Here is an 18,244-nt window from a genome sequence, read left to right as displayed (position 1 = left end):
CCTCTGAAGGGGTTTGAGTTGTCCTCCTCGTCCTGCACCACCTGCCCGGCCGCAGCGGCCCTTCCGCCCGCCGCGGCACCGGCTTCCAACTGGCCCGCCATCGCCTCGCTGACCATGGGTGTGTTCGGCCTCGTCATGGCCGAGTTCCTGCCGGCCAGCCTGCTCACCGCCATGGCCACCGACCTGGGCGTGAGCGATGGCGCGGCCGGCCAGGCCGTCACGGCCACCGCCCTCGTCGGCGCCATCGCCGCGCCGTCGCTGCCGCTGCTGACACGCAAGCTGGACCGCAAGCGCGTCATGCTCGCCTTCACGGTGCTGCTGCTGCTGTCCAACGCGCTGGCCGCCACCGCCAGCAACCTGGCCGTGCTACTGGTGGCGCGGGTGATGCTGGGCGTGGCGCTGGGTGGGTTCTGGTCAATGTCTGCCGCGCTGGCGATGCGGCTGGTGCCGGACGGCCAGTTCGCGAAGGCCATGTCGGTCATCCTGGCCGGCGTGTCCATCGCCACCGTCTGCGCAGCGCCGCTGGGCGCGTGGATGGGCGACGTGTGGGGCTGGCGCAGCGCCTTCATCGCGGCCGGCGCGGTGAGCCTCGTCACGCTGGCGGTGCAGGTGCTGACGCTGCCCGCGCTGCCGCCGCGCGACAAGCCCGACCTGCGCGTGCTGGCCGAGCTGCTGCGCCGCCCGCCGGTGCGCGTGGCGCTGCTGGCGGTGCTGCTGGTCATCTCCGGCCACTTCGCCGGCTTCACCTACATCCGGCCGCTGATGGAGCAGGTGACGCACCTGTCCGTGGGCGCGATTTCGGGCGTGCTGCTGGGCTATGGCATCGGCGGCTTCCTGGGCAACTTCGCGGGCGGCTGGCTGGCCGGGCGCAGCGAGCGCGCGGCCATCGTGGCCGGCGGCGTGCTGATCGCGCTGCTGGCGGCCCTGTTGCTCGTTGCCGGCAGCTCGCCCATCGTCACGGCCGTGGCGGTCACGCTGTGGGGCTTTGCCTTCGGCGCCTTCCCGGTGGGTTTCCAGACCTGGATCGTCCGTGCCGCGCCCGACCAGGCCGAAGGCGCCGGCGGGCTGATGGTGGCGGGCTTCCAGATCGCCATCGCCAGCGGCGCCATCGGCGGCGGGCTGCTGGTGGACCGCATCGGCGCGCTCGGCGGCCCGGCCTTCGCGGTCGTCGCGTTGACGCTCGGCACGCTGCTCACGTTGCGCCACGGGCCCCGTGCCGCCGCGAAGGTGCCAGCATGAACCGCCGCCTCACTCTCGCCGCCCACCCGCAGGGCCTGCCGGGGGCGGAGCACTTCCAACTCGACACCCAGCCCGTGCCCGAGCCGGCGGACGGCCAGGTGCTGCTGCGCACGCTCTACCTCTCCGTCGACCCCTACCAGCGCAACCTGATGGCGTCGGTCGGTCCGGGTTATGCGCCGCCGGTGCCGCTGGGCGGCGTGATGGTGGGCGGCACGGTGAGCCGCGTCGTGAACTCACGCAACGCCGCCTTCAACGAAGGCGAACTGGTGCTGGCCAATGCCGGCTGGCAGGACTACGTCGTCAGCGACGGCAGCGACCTGCTGGCGCTGGGGAACATGGCCCAGCCTTCGCTCGCGCTGGGCGGCCTGGGCATGCCAGGCTTCACGGCCTATGTCGGCCTGCTGGACATCGGCCAGCCCCAGCCAGGCGAAACCGTTGTCGTGGCGGCAGCGACCGGCGCGGTCGGCAGCGTCGTCGGCCAGCTCGCCAAGCTCAAGGGCGCCCGCGTCGTCGGCATTGCCGGCGGGGAAGACAAATGCCGCCACGCCGTCGACGTGCTGGGCTTCGACGCCTGCCTGGACCGTCACGCGCCCGACCTCGCCGCGCGGCTGGCGGCGGCCTGCCCGCGGGGCATCGACGTGTATTTCGAGAACGTCGGCGGCGAGGTGTTCAACGCCGTGCTGCCGCTGCTCAACCTGCACGCCCGCGTGCCGGTCTGCGGCTTCATCGCCCACTACAACGACGGCGCGCCCGCGCGCGGGCCTGACCTGGCCACGCTGCTGGCCAAACGCATCCGCATGCAGGGCTTCATCATCCTGGACCACTTCGGCCCGCGGTTTGACGCCTTTCGCAAGGAGATGAGCGCCTGGCTGGCGGAAGGCCGCATCACGCTGCGCGAGGACATCGTCGACGGGCTGGAGCAGGCGCCGGCTGCACTGGCCAGGCTTCTGCGCGGCGGCAACTTCGGGAAGACGGTGGTGCGGGTGGCAGCGGAGTGAAGCGCTGACGGTCAGGCGGCCTTCTTGCCCGTTGCCTTCGCCGGAGCCTTAGCTGATGTCTTGGCGGCTGTCTTGGCAGCCGACTTCTTCGCAGGCGCCTTGGCTTTACCCGCCTTGCCGCCCAGGCTCTGGCGCAGCAGCTCGGTCAGGTCGACGACGTTGCTGCTGCCGGTGTCCGGCGCTTCCTCGAATGGCTTCACCGTCGCCTTCTTGCCGGCCTTGGCCTTGGCGGCCACCAGGGCGTGGATGGCGGTGGTGAAGTCGTCCTTGAACTCCTCCGGCTTCCAGGGCGCGGTCATCTCGGCAATGAGCTGGCGGGCCATCTTCAGCTCGGCCGGTTTGAGGCCGGCCTCGCCCGCCTTGGGCAGGTCCAGTGCGTCCGGCGAGCGGATCTCCGCGGCCCAGCGCAGCGTGCCCAGCATCAGCGCCGGGCCGGTGGGGATCAGGGCGGCCAGGTGCTCCTTGTTGTGCAGCACGAAGCGCGCGATGCCGATCACACCGGCTGCCTCCAGCGCCTCGCGCAGCAGCGCATAGACGCGCTGCGCCTTGGCATCGGGCGACAGGTAATAGGGCTTCTCGATGTAGACGAAGGACACGTCCGTCGCCTTCACGAAGGCCTCGATCTGGATGGTCTGCGTGCGCTTGGGGTAGGCGTCCTTGATCTCGTCGTCGGACAGCACGACGTAGTCATCGCCTTCGAGCTTCACACCCTTGACGATGTGCTCCTTGGCGATTTCCTTGCCGGTGCGCTTGTTGATGCGCTTGTAGCCGACAGGGTCCATGCTGCGCTTGTCCAGCCAGTCGAAGTCGACTTCCTGCTCGCTCGTGGCCGTGTGCAAGGCCACCGGCACATGCACGAGGCCGAAGGAGATGGCGCCCTTCCAGATGGCGCGCGGGCCGCCGCCTTGATGCTCAGCCATTACTCAGCCATCACTTCAACTGCGCAGCGCGAGCGTGGCGCTGCCGGCCGATGCGAAGTAGCTCGTCTGCACGGTCGGCTTGGGCGCCTGGTCGGGCGACGGCAGGGGCGCCGGCACTTCCTTGCGGCAGGCCGTCAGTGCTGCCATGGCGACGAGCGCGCCGGTCATCAGCTGGGCGAAGCGTGGCTTCATGGCGGGCTCCCCACAAAGGCGTCAGATACCCCAGGGGGCACCGTAGTGGTCGTACACGCCGCGGCCGTACTCGTCGGTCCAGCTCGGTGCCGAGTCCTTGGCGTAGCGCGGGCCGCTCTTGATCTGGTCCATGTCGAGATTGACGACATAACCGTCCTTCTCGGTGTCATAGGTCAGCATGCTCCAGGGCAGCGGGAAAAGGTCGGTGCCCAGGCCCAGGAAGCCGCCGAACTCCAGCGCGGCGTGGCGCACCAGGCCGCTGCGCTTGTCGATGGTGAGGTCGTCGATGCTGCCGAGCTTTTCGCCGGCCAGGTTGTAGACGGCGGTGCCCTCGACTTTGGACGAGGAGATGTTGGGATGCAGGCTCATGGGGGTTCCTCAGAAAGCGTTGCAACCACTATCGGCCGCAAGGTCACACGGGGCGATCAGCCTGCGGGCGGTCCGGTTGTAGGTGCCGGCCGACCCCTGCCGGACAACACGCGCAAGGGCCGTCAGCCGGGCTGCCGTATTTCCGCTGTCTGTCCGCTTTTTGTCTGATACGCGGTGACGAACGACGCCGACAACGCAGGCGAGGCGCCTTGTCCATCATTTGCTCCAACAAAGCTTGTTGCCCGGAGACCTCCCATGACGTCCCGCCTGATCGCCCCGCTGCTCTGCCTGTGCCTCGTGGGCCCGGCTCACGCCCAGGTGCAGAACGTTGCCGCCAACGGCACCGCGCTGGCAGGCCAAGGCCAGGCCATGGCGGCCGCCGACCCCGAGCTGAACTGGCGCGACCCGCAGTGGCTGGCCAAGCAGCGCGAGCGTTCACGCTGGCGCTATCAGCTTGGCCTGGAGCAGCAGGTGCGCTCACCCGTTCAACTTGGCCCCCAGGCCGCCGTGCGCGAAGCCGTATGGGCCGGTGTGAGCTACGACCTGACAAGCCGACTGAGCGGTGGCGTGGAGGCTCCGGTCTGGCAGCGTGACACCGGCTGGGCATCGCGCATGAATTTCCAGCGGCCCAAGAACGACGGCGTGGCCGGCTTGCGCGGTGCGCTGTCGTACAAGCTCAGCTCGCAGAGCAAGCTGATGCTGCGCCCGCAGGCCCGCCGCGTGATGGTGACCTACGCGGCCACCTGGTGAGGGCGGCGGCGTTCCCCAGGAGAGGGGAAGCCACCCTCGTGCGGCAGCCGCGGGTTTGAGCAGAATCGGCCCCTTCGCCCTTTCTGCTCTTCTGCCACCGCCCGCCATGAAAACGCTGCTGATCTACGAAGACCTCGTCGCCCTGAACCGTGAACAGCACCGCCAGCTCAAGCTGGCGCCGCCCGCCCAGCCCTTCGGTTTTGCGCGCGAGACCAACTCCGTGCTGATCGCGGCCAGCGAGCTGCCGTTTGCGGTGCTGGACTTTCCCTGCGTCTTCATCGAGGTGGCCGACGGCCACAGCATCGCGGCGCTGGTGGGCCTGCGCGACCACGAGAACCTGTTCGTGCAGCCCGATGGCAGCTGGGCGCGCGGCGCCTATCTGCCGGCGTTCTTCCGCCGCTACCCCTTCGTGCTGGCCGAGACCGAGGGCGACCCGACCTTCACCGTCTGCCTGGACCGCGCCTGCGTGGGGCTGAACACCGAGCAGGGGGAGGCATTGTTCGGCACCGACGGCCAGGAGACACCGTGGCTGGAGGAGATCAAGCGCTTCCTGCTGAGCTTTCGCAGCGAGATGGCCGCCAGCCGCGACTTTGCCAACCAGCTGGCCGCGCTGGAGCTGCTGCAGGACGGCGCCATCGAGTACACGCTGGACGGCCAGAAGAGCGCGCTGCGCGGCTTCAAGACCATCAACGAGGCCAAGCTGCGCGCGCTGGACGCGGCCACGCTGGCGGACCTGGCCGCCAAGGGCTGGCTGGGCTGGGCCTATGCCCACCTGCTGTCCATCCAGCAGGTGCAGCGCCTGGCGCAGAGGCTGGATGAGCGCCGCGCGCTGGACACGGCGGAGCGCGACGCGGCGCCAGCCACTCACTAGGCCGGGGCGCGACCCATGGCTCGCCGGGCGTCAAAGCCCGCCGCGAACCGCTCGGCCGTAGGCTTCTACGCCCTTCGGCCCTGCGGTATACGCGCCGCCGATGTAGTCGCCAAACTCGACGATCCATGCGTTCTGCGTGTTGCTGGCCTGCTCGGTTGCGGTGTGGTACAGAAACAGGACGCCCCACAGCTGCGACGACGGCACCGCCCCGAAGATCGGGTCCACGCAAGGCACGGCGATGCAGCGTACCGTGCCCCCGCGCCGGATGGTGAGGAGTTCCGAGACGGTCGGAATGCGCCAGTCGCAGTGCCTGGCAAAGCAGGCGGCGCTCGACGGGTTGTCTGTCTTGGCGCCGTTGAGCCTGGCCAGAAAGTCGTTGAACAGCGTTCCGGTCGGCCCGGTCCCGTTGCTGGCTGCGGAGCTAAAGGTATAGCGATTGACCACGCAGTGCGGATTGCCAAGGTCGATGGCGGAACAGGCGACCTTCTTTTCCCATGTCAGGCCCGTCGTGTTGTCGCTCACGGTGCCGTCCCCGTTGTCCACCAGGCGCGGCCCCGCGAGCCTGCACTTCCACGCGCCATTCACGCGCACCGCCGTGTCGTCGGCCGCGCATCCGGTCAGGTCCGACAGCCCCACCTTGGCGTTGATCTGGGTCTGCAGGCCGTCCAGCGACAGGCGTTGCGCAGCGGCGCCGCCTGCCACGGCCAGGACCATGACTCCCAGCAGCGCACGCCACGCCAGTTGGGTTCTACCCGTCAAGTTCTTCATCTTTCACTCCTTGGTGGTTGAGAGGAGGTGGCCGCAGCCACCGTTGAAAAATACAAAAGCGCGGGTTTCGCCACCGTCGGCAGCGAACCTCTCCGCTGCGCCGGCGGCGCTCAGCAGTGAGAGCTGCCGACGTTCTTCGAGCGTTTCCTGAGCACTGCGAAACACGCAGCCAAGGCGGCAGCCAGCAACGCCACGCTGCCGGGCTCCGGGACGGTGCCGCCTCCGACGGATTTCGCGCTCGCCGTGACGATGTCATCGGCGTTCCAGAGGAACTGACCCGTGCCGTTCAGGTCCGTGCGCAGGCTTGCCGAACTGAAGGTCGACGTTCCATCGACGAGGCCGAGGAAATAGACCCGGGTGCCGTCGGCCAGGGTCTGCTGCAGGTCCACCTTTGAAAGGCTGACGGCGAGATTGCCGACCATCAGCCGGAAATCGTCATCCAGCAGTTCGTCGATGGCCATCACGTACAGGCCGATGGCATGGGCCGCGCTGAATGCCATCTGGAAGCCGTCGCCCTGCTGCAGCACGCCGCCGTCGTCGGTGCCCAGGAAGTTGGCCCCCGAGGTCGTCGCGGCGCCGCTGCTGACCTGAAGACTCACGCCACCCAGGTCGTAGCTGAATTGAATGCCGCCCGTGCGGGTGTTGCTGACGATGGCCGTGTCGGCAGCAGGCCCGTCGAAGTCCAAGGTCGAGACCGAGATGCCCGGCAGCGCCGACACCGCCGAATCGAAGGCCGCACGGTCGGTGTAGGCCACCGGCACAGCCTGCACGCCAGTCGTTGCCAAAGCGCCGGCGCTGGCCAGCGCGAGGGCCCAACGTTTCCATGGCCTGCCCGCGTCCTTGGGTTGCATCGCCGATGCTGAAACTGCGGCTTTGGCGGCGATCCAAGGCTTGAAGCTTGAGTTCATGTGTGTCCTCCCGCGGATGCGCAGCCCCGTCATTTGCGGATCAAAGCGCCCCACCTGGCTAAACGGATTGCCGGTCACTGACCTATCAAGGCATCGCGCATCGTTGTGCTGAGGCGCTGGCGGCGCCAGCCGCATCTGGCGGAGCAGATGCCAGGACGTGCTGAGGCGACTCGCGTTTCCTTGCATGCGAACGGCGTGGTCCTTTGGCTACTTTTGGCGCTTCGAACCGTTGACGCAATGAACAGCCGTGCCGGGAATGCGAGCGCCACGGCACGCTACGCAACAGGCGCCTTCGCGGTACTGAGCCCGCGCCTAGAAGCGTTCAACATCAACCTCAGGCGTCTGCTCGCTCAGCGCCCGACCGGCAAGCATGGTTATCCTGCCGCCCCATGTACGCGCCCTTCTTCGGCTTGAGACAAGCGCCGTTCTCGATCGCGCCGGACCCGCACTACCTGTTCATGAGCGAGCGGCACCGCGAGGCGCTGGCCCATCTGCTGTATGGCCTGGATGGCGGCGGCGGCTTCGTGCTGCTGACCGGCGAGATCGGCGCCGGCAAGACCACCGTCTGCCGCTGCTTTCTGGAGCAGATCCCGGCGAACTGCAACGTCGCCTACATCTTCAATCCCAAGCTCACCGTCCCTGAGCTGCTGCAGGCGATCTGCGACGAGTTCCATGTCCCGGTGCCGCCGGGCGCGCAGACGGTGAAGGGCTATGTCGACCCGCTGAACGCCTTCCTGCTGGCCCAGCATGCGGCGGGCCGCAACAACGTGCTGATCATCGACGAGGCGCAGAACCTGTCGGCCGACGTGCTGGAGCAGCTGCGCCTGCTGACCAACCTCGAGACGGCCGAACGCAAGCTGCTGCAGGTGGTGCTGATCGGCCAGCCCGAGCTGCGCGGCATGCTGGCCCGGCCCGAGCTGGAGCAGCTGGCGCAGCGCGTGATCGCCCGCTTTCACCTGGGCGCGCTGTCCGAGCCCGAGACGGCGCAGTACATCCGCCACCGCCTGAACGTGGCCGGCCTCACCGGCGCGCTGCCCTTCGACGGCAAGACGCTGCGTCTGATCCACCAGCTCACGCGCGGCGTGCCGCGCCGCATCAACCTGCTCTGCGACCGCGCACTGCTGGGTGGCTACGCCAGCGGCCAGGCGGAGGTCACACGGGCCATCGTGCGCCGGGCCGCCGCCGAGGTGTTCGGCGTGCAGCAGGCCGCGCCCGTGCCCCGGCGCGTATCGGTCGGCCTGGGCCTGGGGGTGTTGGCCGCAGCCGTGGCCGGGGCCGGGCTGACCTGGAGCCTGCAACAGCAATGGCGGGCCGGGCGCGGCGACAAGGCCGGCGCAGCGGTGGTGGCGGCCACGTCGGCGAGCGCTGCCTCCGCTGCTGCATCCTCTGCCGCGAGCGCGCCGACCGTGGCGCTGGCGGCCAGCGCCCCCGCGCAGCCGGCCTCGGCCGCCAGCAGCCCCGAGCCGCTGCAGCTGGCCGACTGGACGCCGCAGAACAGCGACGCCTGGGCCGCGCTGGCCGAGGCCTGGGGCCTGCCGTTGCCGGCCGGGGCAGACCCCTGCACCGCCGCCGCCCAGCGTGGCCTGCAGTGCTACCGCAGCAACAGCGGCAGCCTGTCGCTGATCCGCCTGATCGACCGCCCGGTGCTGCTGACACTGCGGCGCCCCGGCCAGCCGCAGGCCCTGGCCGCGCTGGTGGGGCTGGATGGCCCGAACGCCACGCTGGTGGTGGACGGCAAGCCGCGCCAGGTCACGCTGACCGACCTGGCCGGCGCCTGGCGCGGCGAGTTCACCACGTTCTGGCGCGTGCCGCCGGGCTATGCCAACCGCGCCGACAACATCGGCCCGCTGCGCGACTGGCTGGCCACGCAGCTGGCCGGCATCCCGGGCATGGCCGCCTCCACGCCGAACGGCTGGGCCGAGCTGAGCCGCCAGGTGCAGGCCTTCCAGGCCAGCCAGGGCCTGCAGCCGGACGGCCGCATCGGCCCGGTCACGCTGATGCAGATCAACCGGGCAACAGGCGTGGCCGAACCTCGCCTGGACCCCCGATCGACCGACTGAACCGCCATGTCCTACATCCTCGACGCCCTGCGCCGCGCTGAAGCCGACCGCGAACGCGAGCGCGGCCAGGTGCCCGGCCTGCACACGCAGGCCCTGGCCGACAGCCAGGCCGCGCGTGCCGCCGGCCAGCGCCGCTGGCTGCCCTGGGCCGGCGGCGGCCTGCTGCTGCTGGCCGGCATTGGCGCCGGCAGCTGGTGGGCGAACGGCGCGCGTGACGACCCGGCACCGGTCGCCGCGGCCGTGCCCGTGCGCCAGACCGCACCTGTTCACGCCCCTGTTCCCGCACCTGTTCCCGCCCCAGCGGCCACAACTCCCGCCACGCCAACGGCAGTCAGCGAACCGCCGCCTCCCGCGGCCTCGGCCTCGCCCTATCTGCCGCCCGCACCGCCGCCGGACGTCGTGGCTGCTACTGCCCCTGCCGCCCCTGCTGCCAAGACACCACGGCCCAGCGTGGCCGCGCCCGCCCCGACCCCGGCGCCCGTGGCCGAAGCCCCCATCCCCCGGCTGGCCGAGCTGCCCGAGACAACGCGCCGCGAGTTGCCCAGGCTGGTGATCAGCGGCTCGGTCTATTCAGACGACCCGGCCAGCCGCTTCGTCATCGTCAATGGCGAGGTGATGCGCGAAGGCGCCAAGCTGGGCGCCGACCTGGTGCTGGAGCAGATCCGCGCGCGCGAACTGGTGTGGCGCTTCAAGGGCCAGCGCTACCGGCAACCCGTCTAGCGGAGCGGCGGAAAGCGAATCGCACCTTCGGCAGGCAACTTGTGCATGCACGCAACGAAGAGCGGGCTGACGAGCCAGCCGTTCAGCCAGGACCTCAGCGACGGCAGATCCAGCGTTGCGAACCATCCCGGCTCCACCGCGGCGAACTGGCGAACGAAGGGCATCACTGCGAGGTCGGTGGCGCAGGGCGTGGCGCCGCCCAGGCAGGGCGCGCCGTGCAGCCGCGCCTCCAGCGGTCGCAGAAGCACGTCCAGCGCCCGGTTGCGATGTGCGTCGGGCGTGAGGGTGTCACCCGCGTAGCGCTGGGGGTACTTCCAGCGGTCCAGGTGATGCTTGAAGTCGCCGTCGTTTCGGCGTAGCAGGTCCAGGTTCCCGGGCGACTGCGCCCGCGCCCACCAGCCCTGCGCATCGGGCCCGGCCAGCGCCCAGCGCATGATGTCCCAACTCTCCTCGATCACGCTGCCATCGGGCAGCTGCAGCACCGGCACCGTCGCCTTGGGCGACAGGGCCAGCAAGCTCGCCGGCTTGTCGCGCAAGCTGACCTCCACCGCCTCGAAGGCACGCCCGGCCTGCAGAAGCGCCATCCGTGCCCGCATCGCGTAGGGGCAGCGGCGAAAGGTGTAGAGCCGCGGCAGCTGTAGGCCGGGCGTGGCAAGCGGTGCGTGCGGTGTCGGTGTCGATGGGTGCATGGGTCGCTGAAGTGTGGCGGCGGCCAGCAGAGGCGTCGATAGCGGGTCGAGCCCTTGATAATCGAAATCCGACCCCCGCCTGCTCGAGATGTCTGCCTTCACCATGGATAAATTCTTGCTGCAGCAGCAGGTATTGGAACGGCTCGCCGAAGACCTGCTGCAAGCCGAACAGGCGGCGCGGGCGGCCCATGAGACGGCAACCCACGAAGAAAACATCGCCGAAAACAAGTACGACACATTGGGTCTTGAAGCCGCTTACCTGGCCACCGGCCAGGCTCGTCGCGCCGAAGCCATCCGCCAGGCGATGGCCGTTTGGCGCCAATTCCGCCCACGCCCCTACGACGCCAGCAAAGGCATACAGCTCGGCGCGCTGGTCTGCCTGGTCGACTCCGACGACAGGCAGCAACAGCTATTTCTCGGCCCGGATGGGGGCAGCATGAAGCTGGTCAGCGGCGCGCAGTCCATTCAGGTCATCAGCTGCGAATCTCCGTTGGGCAGGGCGGTGCTGGGCAAATGCGAGGGTGATGAGGTGTCGATACAGGTCGCTCCAAATCGACAGCGGTTTGAAGTGCTGCGGGCTCATTGAGCCGCGAGCAAGTTCGCGCCGAATCGATTTCTGCGCGCCTGTCCAGCATCGGCTGCGGGCTCAACCACCCAGCAGCCGCATCAACGGCGCTGAAGTGGCGGCCAGCGCGCTGTCGTCCTGCTCGTCCTTCAACGCGACACCGCTCAGTTGCCGCGTTCGCGCCTCGCGCAGCAATGCATGCAGCTTGGCGGCGGCAGCGGCCGGCGGCAGGCCTTCGGGGCGCACATTGGAGATGCAGTTGCGCTGGGCATCCACCAGGCCCGGGCGCGGTGCCCAGCTGAAGTAGACGCCCAGGCTGTCCGGCGCGCTCAGGCCCGGGCGCTCGCCGATCAGCACGACGACGCAGCGGGCCTTCAGCAGCGCGCCCGCCTCGTCGCCGAGGGCCACGCGGGCCTGCGTCGCGACGACCGGCGGCGCCCAGGTCCAGCCGCCCTCGCTCAGCAGCCGTTCACGCAGCGCGGCGAACAGCGGGAGGGCCTGGCGCTGCAGCGCCAGGGCGGAAAGGCCGTCGGCGAGGACGAAGGCGAGGTCGGTCTCGGCGGCTTGCAGCGCCGTCAACGTGGCGACGCTGGCTTCGCTGAGGCGCCGGCCGAGGTCGGGCCGTTGCAGATAGCCCGCCCGGTCCGCCGCCTGGCTTTGCACCCGCAGTGGCGTCTCGCCCAGCGCGCGCAGGCCGGTCAGCAGTGCATCCACATCCAGCGGCGCATGCACCGCGTCGCGCGCCTCGGCATGGGCCTGCTGGAAGGCCAGGTGGGCGCGCGTCGGCAGGCTGACACCGGCGCGACCCAGGGCGATGCGGGCGGCGGTGTAGCGGCGCAGGACGGCCCAGGGCTGGTCGACGACGGGCGGCTTCATGAGCGGGCCAACAGCGCGGCGAAGCGCTCCGGCAGGGCGTCGGCCAGCGCGAGCTGGCCGTCGAAGATGCCCGTGCGCTGCAGCCAGGCCTCGAACTCCGGCGCCGGCCGCAAGCCCAGCAGGCGGCGCATCGCCAGCGCGTCGTGGAAGCTGGTGCTCTGGTAGCCCAGCATGATGTCGTCGGACCCCGGCACGCCCATGATGTAGTTGCAGCCCGAGGCGCACAGCAGCGTGAGCAGGCTGTCGACGTCGTCCACATCGGCCTCGGCATGGTTGGTGAAGCACACATCCACGCCCATGGGCAGGCCCAGCAGCTTGGCGCAGCAGTGGTCCTCCAGACCGGCGCGAACGATCTGCTTGCCGTCGAACAAATACTCGGGCCCGATGAAGCCGACGACGCTATTGACCAGCAGCGGTTCGAAGCGCCGCGCCACCGCGTAGGCGCGGCACTCCAGCGTCTGCTGATCGCAGCCGTGGTGGGCGCCGCTGGACAGGGCGCTGCCCTGACCGGTCTCGAAGTACATGACCTGCCGCCCGCCGCGCTTCAGTGCCAGTGCGGCCTGCTGCGCTTCCTCTATCAGGGCCAGCGTGATGCCGAAGCCCCGGTTGGCGCCCTCGGTGCCGGCGATGGACTGGAACACCAGGTCCACCGGCGCGCCGCGCTCCATGGCCGCCAGCGTGGTTGTGACATGCGTCAGCACGCAGCTCTGCGTCGGGATCTCGTGGTGCGTGATCACGGCGTCCAGCATCTGCACGAGGCGCATGACCTGGGGCAGGTTGTCGGTGGCGGGATTGATGCCGATGACGGCGTCGCCCGCGCCCATCAACAGGCCGTCGAGCAGGCTGGCGGCAATGCCGGCTTCGTCATCGGTCGGGTGGTTGGGCTGCAGCCGCGTGGCCAGGCGCCCGCGCAGGCCCAGCGTGCTGCGGAACTGCGTGACGACCTCGCAGCGGCGGGCGATCAGCATCAGGTCCTGCACGCGGCAGAGCTTGCTCACGGCGGCGGCCATCTCGGGCGTGAGGCCGTTGGCGATCTGCGCGGGCTCCACGGCATCGGCCAACAGCGCGTCGCGCAGGCCGCCCACGGTGAGATGCGAGATCGGCGCGAAGGCGGCGGCGTCATGCGTGTCGACGATGAGGCGGGTCACTTCGTCGCTCTCGTAGGGCACGACGGCTTCGTTCAGGAAGGTCTTGAGTGGCAGGTCCGCCAGCGCCAATTGCGCCGCGACCCGCTCACGCGCATTCACCGCCGCCACGCCGGCCAGCTCGTCGCCCGAGCGGCGCGGGCTGGCCTTGGCGAGCAGCGTGCGCAGGTCGGCGAACTGGAAGCGCTCGGTGCCAAGGGTGTGGGCGTAGGCCATGCCGAAGTGTGCGCAAAACCCGTGCCGGCTGCATGACAAAGCAGTGACGCAGGCACATCCCCAGGTGCCGATTACCGAGGCTGCAAGCTTGGGATGTTCGCTGCGCGCCCGACTGCCGAACATCGCGCCCTTTTGGACGAGGAGGCATGGCCCCGATGCGAGACGGCATCACCGGTTTGAACGCTGCGCTCATGGCGCTGGCATCGACGCTGGCCGCTGCGGCGCCGCCCGCGCCAGGGCTGGCCGCAGACCGCACGGCCGTGGGCCAGCTGGTCAACGCCGTCAGCCTGGACGTGATGACCGAAGCCACGTTGACGGCCTGCGACGCCGTGGGCGCGCCCTCGTTCATGCAGCTGCGCCCGGCCTGGGTGGCGTGGCGCGAGAGGCACCAGCTGCCGCAGCTGAAGGCGGTGCTGGTCAGCGCGAACCGGCGCAAGAACTTTGGCCGTGCGCCGTCCTGGGACGAGATCACCGAGCCGATGCGGGCGCGGGTGCTGGGCGACCCCAAGCCCGAGCAGGCCTGCGCCGCGCTGGTGCGCGACCTGCAGTCCCCCGGCATGGACGCGACGGCGCTGTTCCCGCAGGCCGCCGCCGCAGCGGCGGACCTGCTGCGCGCCGAAGTGGCGTCGCGGCCCTCCGAGCTGCCGGCCGCTGCGGCGCCCGATGGCGCCCAGGTGCTGCTGCCGACCCAGATCGCAGCGCTCGCCGGCCAGCACAAGGGCGGCTGGAGTTCCAAGTCCGCCGACGAGGCGCAGCGCGAGCACGGCTTCGTCTACGTGAAGGGGCGGGTCAAGCGCTGGTCCCAGGACCGCGACGGCGACCGCTTCAGCCTGGTCATCGACGACGGCGAGCGCATCTCGGCCGCCAAGTTCTATCTCGATTTCGACGCCGACGCCTGGGTGGGGCGCGAGGTGGTGCTGCGCGGCGTGGTCACGTCGCTGCGGTCCTACGCCGCCGACCTCAAGCGCGCGGCGCTGGTGGCCGACGCGTCTCGCCTGGTGCCGTCGCCGCTGGCCCAGGAGTCGCTGGGCCGCAAGGAGGTGATCCTGCAACGCGTGATGAGCCCGCCCGGCCGCGGCCTGGCCGACAAGGATCTGGCCGCCGTCGTCATCGAGGGCAAGGCCAACTACAACTACGGCACGAGCTGGGAGGAAGACGTGCGCTTCCTGCTGCGCGACGGCACGGCCTACCGCCGCACCGACATGCCGCCCGACCAGCTCGACATCGCCGCCTCGCGCAAGCTGGAGCCGCAGCAATGGGGCCGCTGGCGCGCCAAAGGCAAGGGCTACGAGATGCAGGCGCAGGACTTCGACGGCCGCCCCGCCGGCGGCTGGGAGGCGGGCCAGCACTACGCCGTCAAGCCCTGGCCCCAGGACACACGGCTGGACGGCTACTTCAGCCGTGGCACGTTCAGCGGCAGCCAGATCACGGGCGGCGTGTCGTCCAGGCGCGCCATCCGCTTCACGCGCGATGGCCGCTTCGAGCGCAGCTTCAGCTCTTTGGGCACGTCGGGCAGCCTGGCGGCCATCAACGGCGCCAACATCTCCATGTCCTCGCGCGCCGACGGCAAAGGCAGCAGCAGCACCGCCGGCGGCACGGTGTCCGGGCCGCTGGGCACCGCCACCGCGACCAGTGGCACGAACACCAAGGACGACGGCGCCAGCCGCCGCGGCCGCTACCAGCTGAGCGGCTTCGTGCTGACGCTGGACTACGACGACGGGCATCAAGAGCGGCTGCTCAGCTTCCCTGTGCACGGCGATGGCAAGACCGTCTACGTGGGCAGCGGCAGCCTCAGCCGCGACAAATGAAGCGCCGATGACGAAGATCGCATGGCTGATGAGCCTGGCGCTGCAAGCCGGCAGTGCCTGCGCCGCCACGGCCGGGCAGAGCCTGCTGACCGACCCCGCCGCGATGACCCAGCTGATCAGCGCGGTGAGCCTGGACGTGATGACCGAGGCCTCGCTGGACGCCTGCCATGACGTCGGCGCGCCGGCCACGGCGCAGGCGCGCGCCGCCTGGGTGGCCTGGCGGGAACGCCATCAGGTCGCGCCGCTGCGCATGGTGTTGATCTCGCTGAAGCAGCGGGACAGCGGCAGCGTCCCGCCCTGGAGCCGGCTCACCGAGCCGATGCGCCAGCGGGTGCTGGGCGACGCCGAGCCCGACCGCATCTGCGCCGCCCTCGGGCAGGACCTGCAAGGCGCCAGCATGGACGTGAGCGCGCAGTTCCCACAGGCCCGGGCCGTGGCCCAGGGGTTGCTGCAACTCAAGCTGGCCTACAAGCCCACGCTGCCGGACATGGCGCCGGGCGTGCCGCGGGGCCAGGTGTTGCTGCCCAGCCAGATCCCGGCGCTGGTCAAGCAGCATGGCCGCTGGTCCGCGATCAGCGACGAAGCGGCGAAGAAGCGGCTGGGTCTCGTCTACGTCAAGGGCCGCGTGGAGCGCCATGGCAGCGACGGCGACCGCTACCGGCTCGTGCAGGACCAGGGCGAGCGGCGCTCGACGCACACCATCTCGCTGGATGTCAGCGCCGAGCCCTGGGTCGGCCGCGAGGTGGTGCTGCGCGGCGTGTTCACGTCGTTGGACAACAGCTACGTGAACCTGGCCGCAGCGGCCGTCGTCACCGATTCGACGGGCCTGACACCCTCGCCCCTGCCGCAGGAGCCGCTGGAACGCCAGGAGGTGCTGCTTCAGCGGGTGACCAGCGCCCCCGGCAGGGGCTTGGCCGACAAGGAGTTGGCGGCCGTCGTCATCCACGGCGAAGCCAACAACCTCAACGGCACGCGCTGGGAGGAGGACGTGCGCTTCCTGCTGCGCGACGGCAGCGCCTACCGCCGCAGCGGCATGCCGCCGGACCAGCTCAACGTGAGCGCCTCGCGGCAGCTCGAACCGCAGCAATGGGGCCGCTGGCGCGGTGCCGACGGGCGCTACGAAATGCAGGGCCAGGACGACGATGGCCGCCCCGACGGCGACTGGCAGGCCAAGCAGCACCACGCCGTGAAGCCCTGGCCGGCGGGCACGCGGCTGGAAGGCAGCTTCAGCCGCGCCAGCTTCACCGGCAGCCTGGTGCTGGGCGGGCGCTCGTCATCGCAGACCTTGCGCTTCACGCGCGACGGCCGCTTCGAGCGCAGCTTCAGCGCCACCTCCAGCACCGGCACGCTGGCCGCCACGCTGAACAACACCGTCATCGTCGGCTCGGCGCATGGCGATGGCAAGGGCAGCAGCAGCGTCGGCGGCGGCTCCGTGGGCACGGGCCCAATCGGCGGTGCTGGTGGCTCTGGCGGCACTGCAGGCGCCTACAGCTCCCGCAAGGCCGATGACGGCGCCAGCCGCCGCGGCCGCTATCAGCTCAGCGGCTATGCCCTCACGCTGGACTACGACGACGGCCGCCAGGAGCGCCTGCTCAGCTTCCCCGTGCACGGTGACCACAAGACGGTCTACGTCGGCGACGGCAGCTACAGCCTCGACAAATAGCTTCCCCTCTTTTTCCTGGAGATTCAATTGTCCCGACTGCCCCTCCTTTCCCTTCGTGCCGCCGGTCGCCTCGCGCTGGCGGCCCTGGCCTGCGCCGCCGGCACGGCCAGCGCCCAGGTCGGGCCGTCCCTCAGCCTGGCCGAGCAGATGCGCAGCATGATCGGCAAGCCCGCCGCGGCCGGAGGCGCAGGCGGCGCGGCCATGCCCGCCTTTGGCGCCACGCGCGCAGCGCCGCTGACCGCCGGCGATGCGCCCATCGTGGCCAGCGGGCCGGCGCAGGTCCGTCAATCGGCCACCGAGCTGGCTCAGCGCTTCCCCGCCGCCCACCGCGCCGCCATGACCAAGGCCTTCGAGGAGTCCTTCCTGTTCTGGCAGAAGCTCGAGACCCAGCTCGGCCTGACGCCCAACGACGTCGGCGCCGCCACGGCCGCCTTCATCGCCGGCAACTACAGCGCCTTCATGCAGCAGCCCGTGGCGGACGAGGACTTCAAGGCCCTGGTGACGCAGATGCAGGGCCTGCTCGCGGGCAACCCCGGCTTCACGCAGACCAGCCCGGCCGCCAAGCGCGCCATGTACGAGCAGCTGGCCATGGTGGGCACCTTCATGGTGGTCTACCGCGAGCACCTGAAGAGCAAGCCCAGCACCGGCGAGGAGGCCAACTTCCGCAACACCGCCAAGGCCAATCTCGAAGCCGGCCTGGGCCTGGCGGTGGAGCGCATCCAGATCGGGCCGCAGGGGCTGGTGGCGCGCTGAACGGCCCGGCCGCTCAGGTGTAGGTGCCGGTGGCGGACATGTGCAACCGCCACCGCGCATCGGCCAGCCAGCGCCACCGCCGCGCGCCGTGCACGGCCTTGTCCGCCCGCATGCCTTTCGCCCAATCGGTGGCGCACCCGCCTGCCCAGTAGACGTCACCGCCAAAAAGCCGCTGCGTGATGAACCAGAACTCGGCATCGCTGAACACGTCCGGCACCGGGCTGCGCAGCAGCACCTCGGCCTGCGTCCACGGCGTGGGGAAGAAGGGCTGCCCGGGGTCGAACAGGCGCTCGGCGTAGGTCGGGCCGCTGCCGTCGTTGGGCTCGCCGCGCGCGTCGCCCAGGTGCTGGCCGAAGAAGGCCTCGGCGGCCTGCCGCCAGGCCTTCGCCCTGAACGGCCGCCACCAGCGGCGGCCCGGCTGCCAGGGCCACAGCTCGCCCGGCCAGACCGGCTGCGCCCCGAGTTCGGGCGGCCCCAGCAGCGCGCGCCGCTGCGCCTCCGGGCAGGCCGGCCAGACGCGCTCCAACGAGGCTTGCAGTTCGGCGGGGAGCTGGCGCAGGTCGAGATCGGGCATGCGCTGCGGACGTTAACGGTCGACGAGGCTTCGCCAGCGCCTGAAGTTAGGGGCGCAATTTCGCTCACTTGTCCCGGTTCACCGACCCGTCGTACCCACCCCCCTACATCCGAACTCCTCGCTGGCTAACCCTCTTGCCCTCGCGAGGGGGCGTGCCTAG

General features: G+C 70.3%; 19 protein-coding genes. 10 read left to right on the top strand and 9 right to left on the bottom strand.

Annotation, left to right across the window (positions count from 1 at the left end; translation table 11 throughout):
- The first annotated feature begins 18 nt into the window (after positions 1 to 18).
- A complete protein-coding gene (locus tag AC0IZJ_RS17735) occupies positions 19 to 1,239 on the top strand; it encodes an MFS transporter (protein ID WP_471852399.1) in 1,221 nt (406 codons plus the stop codon).
- Positions 1,236 to 2,237 (top strand): NADP-dependent oxidoreductase, encoded by a 1,002-nt coding sequence (locus AC0IZJ_RS17730; RefSeq protein WP_471852396.1) that lies wholly within the window; start codon positions 1,236 to 1,238, stop codon positions 2,235 to 2,237. Before AC0IZJ_RS17735 ends, AC0IZJ_RS17730 begins: the two co-directional genes overlap by 4 nt.
- An 11-nt stretch (positions 2,238 to 2,248) precedes the next feature.
- Here the strand turns inward: AC0IZJ_RS17730 and ku are convergent, their stop codons facing one another.
- The 3 genes from ku to AC0IZJ_RS17715 are packed head-to-tail and all read right to left on the bottom strand — an operon-like array spanning position 2,249 to position 3,718.
- Positions 2,249 to 3,157, bottom strand: a complete 909-nt coding sequence (ku, locus tag AC0IZJ_RS17725) for a non-homologous end joining protein Ku (protein ID WP_471852393.1) — start codon at positions 3,155 to 3,157, stop codon at positions 2,249 to 2,251.
- Positions 3,158 to 3,172: 15 nt separating this feature from the next.
- Positions 3,173 to 3,349, bottom strand: a complete 177-nt coding sequence (locus AC0IZJ_RS17720; RefSeq protein WP_471852391.1) for a hypothetical protein — start codon at positions 3,347 to 3,349, stop codon at positions 3,173 to 3,175.
- 21 nt (positions 3,350 to 3,370) lie between these two features.
- Positions 3,371 to 3,718: a PRC-barrel domain-containing protein gene (locus AC0IZJ_RS17715; protein WP_471852389.1), complete on the bottom strand. Its 348-nt coding sequence runs from the start codon at positions 3,716 to 3,718 to the stop codon at positions 3,371 to 3,373.
- Between the two features lie 255 nt (positions 3,719 to 3,973).
- Between AC0IZJ_RS17715 and AC0IZJ_RS17710 the strand changes: the two genes are divergently transcribed.
- Both AC0IZJ_RS17710 and AC0IZJ_RS17705 read left to right on the top strand, forming a co-directional pair.
- A complete protein-coding gene (locus AC0IZJ_RS17710) occupies positions 3,974 to 4,468 on the top strand; it encodes a hypothetical protein (RefSeq protein ID WP_471852387.1) in 495 nt (164 codons plus the stop codon).
- A 106-nt stretch (positions 4,469 to 4,574) separates the two neighbouring features.
- Positions 4,575 to 5,339: a SapC family protein gene (locus AC0IZJ_RS17705; protein ID WP_471852385.1), complete on the top strand. Its 765-nt coding sequence runs from the start codon at positions 4,575 to 4,577 to the stop codon at positions 5,337 to 5,339.
- A 30-nt stretch (positions 5,340 to 5,369) separates the two neighbouring features.
- Here AC0IZJ_RS17705 and AC0IZJ_RS17700 read toward each other — a convergent pair whose 3' ends face one another.
- Both AC0IZJ_RS17700 and AC0IZJ_RS17695 read right to left on the bottom strand, forming a co-directional pair.
- Complete coding sequence (locus AC0IZJ_RS17700; RefSeq protein WP_471852383.1) at positions 5,370 to 6,107, bottom strand: Lcl C-terminal domain-containing protein; 738 nt, start codon at positions 6,105 to 6,107, stop codon at positions 5,370 to 5,372.
- A 110-nt stretch (positions 6,108 to 6,217) separates the two neighbouring features.
- Entirely contained in the window at positions 6,218 to 7,093 is an 876-nt protein-coding gene (locus AC0IZJ_RS17695; RefSeq protein ID WP_471852381.1) for a PEP-CTERM sorting domain-containing protein, read from the bottom strand.
- Between the two features lie 311 nt (positions 7,094 to 7,404).
- Here AC0IZJ_RS17695 and AC0IZJ_RS17690 point away from each other — a divergent pair, with 311 nt between their 5' ends.
- Positions 7,405 to 9,075: an ExeA family protein gene (locus AC0IZJ_RS17690; protein ID WP_471852379.1), complete on the top strand. Its 1,671-nt coding sequence runs from the start codon at positions 7,405 to 7,407 to the stop codon at positions 9,073 to 9,075.
- Between the two features lie 6 nt (positions 9,076 to 9,081).
- Positions 9,082 to 9,795, top strand: coding sequence for a general secretion pathway protein GspB (locus AC0IZJ_RS17685; RefSeq protein WP_471852376.1), 714 nt, complete (start codon positions 9,082 to 9,084; stop codon positions 9,793 to 9,795).
- On the opposite strand, the gene AC0IZJ_RS17680 is transcribed toward AC0IZJ_RS17685, so the two are convergent.
- Positions 9,792 to 10,484 (bottom strand): glutathione S-transferase, encoded by a 693-nt coding sequence (locus tag AC0IZJ_RS17680; RefSeq protein WP_471852374.1) that lies wholly within the window; start codon positions 10,482 to 10,484, stop codon positions 9,792 to 9,794. The two genes, AC0IZJ_RS17685 and AC0IZJ_RS17680, sit on opposite strands and share 4 nt — an antisense overlap.
- 103 nt (positions 10,485 to 10,587) lie before the next feature.
- On the opposite strand from AC0IZJ_RS17680, the gene AC0IZJ_RS17675 reads away from it, so the two are divergent.
- The gene (locus tag AC0IZJ_RS17675; RefSeq protein ID WP_471852707.1) at positions 10,588 to 11,070 is read left to right on the top strand and encodes a GreA/GreB family elongation factor; all 483 of its coding nucleotides are present in this window, start codon (positions 10,588 to 10,590) and stop codon (positions 11,068 to 11,070) included.
- Positions 11,071 to 11,130: 60 nt separating this feature from the next.
- Here AC0IZJ_RS17675 and eutC read toward each other — a convergent pair whose 3' ends face one another.
- Positions 11,131 to 11,925, bottom strand: coding sequence for an ethanolamine ammonia-lyase subunit EutC (gene eutC / locus AC0IZJ_RS17670; protein WP_471852372.1), 795 nt, complete (start codon positions 11,923 to 11,925; stop codon positions 11,131 to 11,133).
- Positions 11,922 to 13,286, bottom strand: coding sequence for an ethanolamine ammonia-lyase subunit EutB (locus AC0IZJ_RS17665; protein WP_471852371.1), 1,365 nt, complete (start codon positions 13,284 to 13,286; stop codon positions 11,922 to 11,924). Before AC0IZJ_RS17665 ends, eutC begins: the two co-directional genes overlap by 4 nt.
- A 146-nt stretch (positions 13,287 to 13,432) precedes the next feature.
- Between AC0IZJ_RS17665 and AC0IZJ_RS17660 the strand changes: the two genes are divergently transcribed.
- The 3 genes from AC0IZJ_RS17660 to AC0IZJ_RS17650 are packed head-to-tail and all read left to right on the top strand — an operon-like array spanning position 13,433 to position 17,510.
- Positions 13,433 to 15,094 (top strand): hypothetical protein, encoded by a 1,662-nt coding sequence (locus AC0IZJ_RS17660; RefSeq protein ID WP_471852368.1) that lies wholly within the window; start codon positions 13,433 to 13,435, stop codon positions 15,092 to 15,094.
- Positions 15,095 to 15,101: 7 nt separating this feature from the next.
- On the top strand, positions 15,102 to 16,757 hold the full coding sequence (locus AC0IZJ_RS17655; RefSeq protein WP_471852366.1) for a hypothetical protein: 1,656 nt from the start codon (positions 15,102 to 15,104) through the stop codon (positions 16,755 to 16,757).
- Positions 16,758 to 16,784: 27 nt separating this feature from the next.
- Positions 16,785 to 17,510, top strand: coding sequence for a DUF6683 family protein (locus AC0IZJ_RS17650; RefSeq protein WP_471852364.1), 726 nt, complete (start codon positions 16,785 to 16,787; stop codon positions 17,508 to 17,510).
- Between the two features lie 13 nt (positions 17,511 to 17,523).
- On the opposite strand, the gene AC0IZJ_RS17645 is transcribed toward AC0IZJ_RS17650, so the two are convergent.
- The gene (locus tag AC0IZJ_RS17645; RefSeq protein WP_471852362.1) at positions 17,524 to 18,084 is read right to left on the bottom strand and encodes a hypothetical protein; all 561 of its coding nucleotides are present in this window, start codon (positions 18,082 to 18,084) and stop codon (positions 17,524 to 17,526) included.
- Positions 18,085 to 18,244: the final 160 nt, after the last annotated feature.

It is taken from the genome of Roseateles sp. AC306 (genome assembly GCF_979253795.1).
Note: the sequence above shows the minus strand (reverse complement) of the source record. Positions and strands in the feature narration are given on the sequence as shown.

Bases quoted from the DNA above. Each gene is read 5' to 3' on its own strand.
- AC0IZJ_RS17710 (WP_471852387.1), top strand. From the start codon at position 3,974: ATGACGTCCCGCCTGATCGCCCCGCTGCTCTGCCTGTGCCTCGTGGGC.
- AC0IZJ_RS17655 (WP_471852366.1), top strand. From the start codon at position 15,102: ATGACGAAGATCGCATGGCTGATGAGCCTGGCGCTGCAAGCCGGCAGT.
- ku (WP_471852393.1), bottom strand. From the start codon at position 3,157: ATGGCTGAGCATCAAGGCGGCGGCCCGCGCGCCATCTGGAAGGGCGCC.
- AC0IZJ_RS17645 (WP_471852362.1), bottom strand. From the start codon at position 18,084: ATGCCCGATCTCGACCTGCGCCAGCTCCCCGCCGAACTGCAAGCCTCG.
- AC0IZJ_RS17665 (WP_471852371.1), bottom strand. From the start codon at position 13,286: ATGGCCTACGCCCACACCCTTGGCACCGAGCGCTTCCAGTTCGCCGAC.
- AC0IZJ_RS17690 (WP_471852379.1), top strand. From the start codon at position 7,405: ATGTACGCGCCCTTCTTCGGCTTGAGACAAGCGCCGTTCTCGATCGCG.
- eutC (WP_471852372.1), bottom strand. From the start codon at position 11,925: ATGAAGCCGCCCGTCGTCGACCAGCCCTGGGCCGTCCTGCGCCGCTAC.
- AC0IZJ_RS17715 (WP_471852389.1), bottom strand. From the start codon at position 3,718: ATGAGCCTGCATCCCAACATCTCCTCGTCCAAAGTCGAGGGCACCGCC.
- AC0IZJ_RS17705 (WP_471852385.1), top strand. From the start codon at position 4,575: ATGAAAACGCTGCTGATCTACGAAGACCTCGTCGCCCTGAACCGTGAA.
- AC0IZJ_RS17720 (WP_471852391.1), bottom strand. From the start codon at position 3,349: ATGAAGCCACGCTTCGCCCAGCTGATGACCGGCGCGCTCGTCGCCATG.
- AC0IZJ_RS17700 (WP_471852383.1), bottom strand. From the start codon at position 6,107: ATGAAGAACTTGACGGGTAGAACCCAACTGGCGTGGCGTGCGCTGCTG.
- AC0IZJ_RS17675 (WP_471852707.1), top strand. From the start codon at position 10,588: ATGGATAAATTCTTGCTGCAGCAGCAGGTATTGGAACGGCTCGCCGAA.
- AC0IZJ_RS17730 (WP_471852396.1), top strand. From the start codon at position 1,236: ATGAACCGCCGCCTCACTCTCGCCGCCCACCCGCAGGGCCTGCCGGGG.
- AC0IZJ_RS17680 (WP_471852374.1), bottom strand. From the start codon at position 10,484: ATGCACCCATCGACACCGACACCGCACGCACCGCTTGCCACGCCCGGC.
- AC0IZJ_RS17685 (WP_471852376.1), top strand. From the start codon at position 9,082: ATGTCCTACATCCTCGACGCCCTGCGCCGCGCTGAAGCCGACCGCGAA.
- AC0IZJ_RS17660 (WP_471852368.1), top strand. From the start codon at position 13,433: ATGGCCCCGATGCGAGACGGCATCACCGGTTTGAACGCTGCGCTCATG.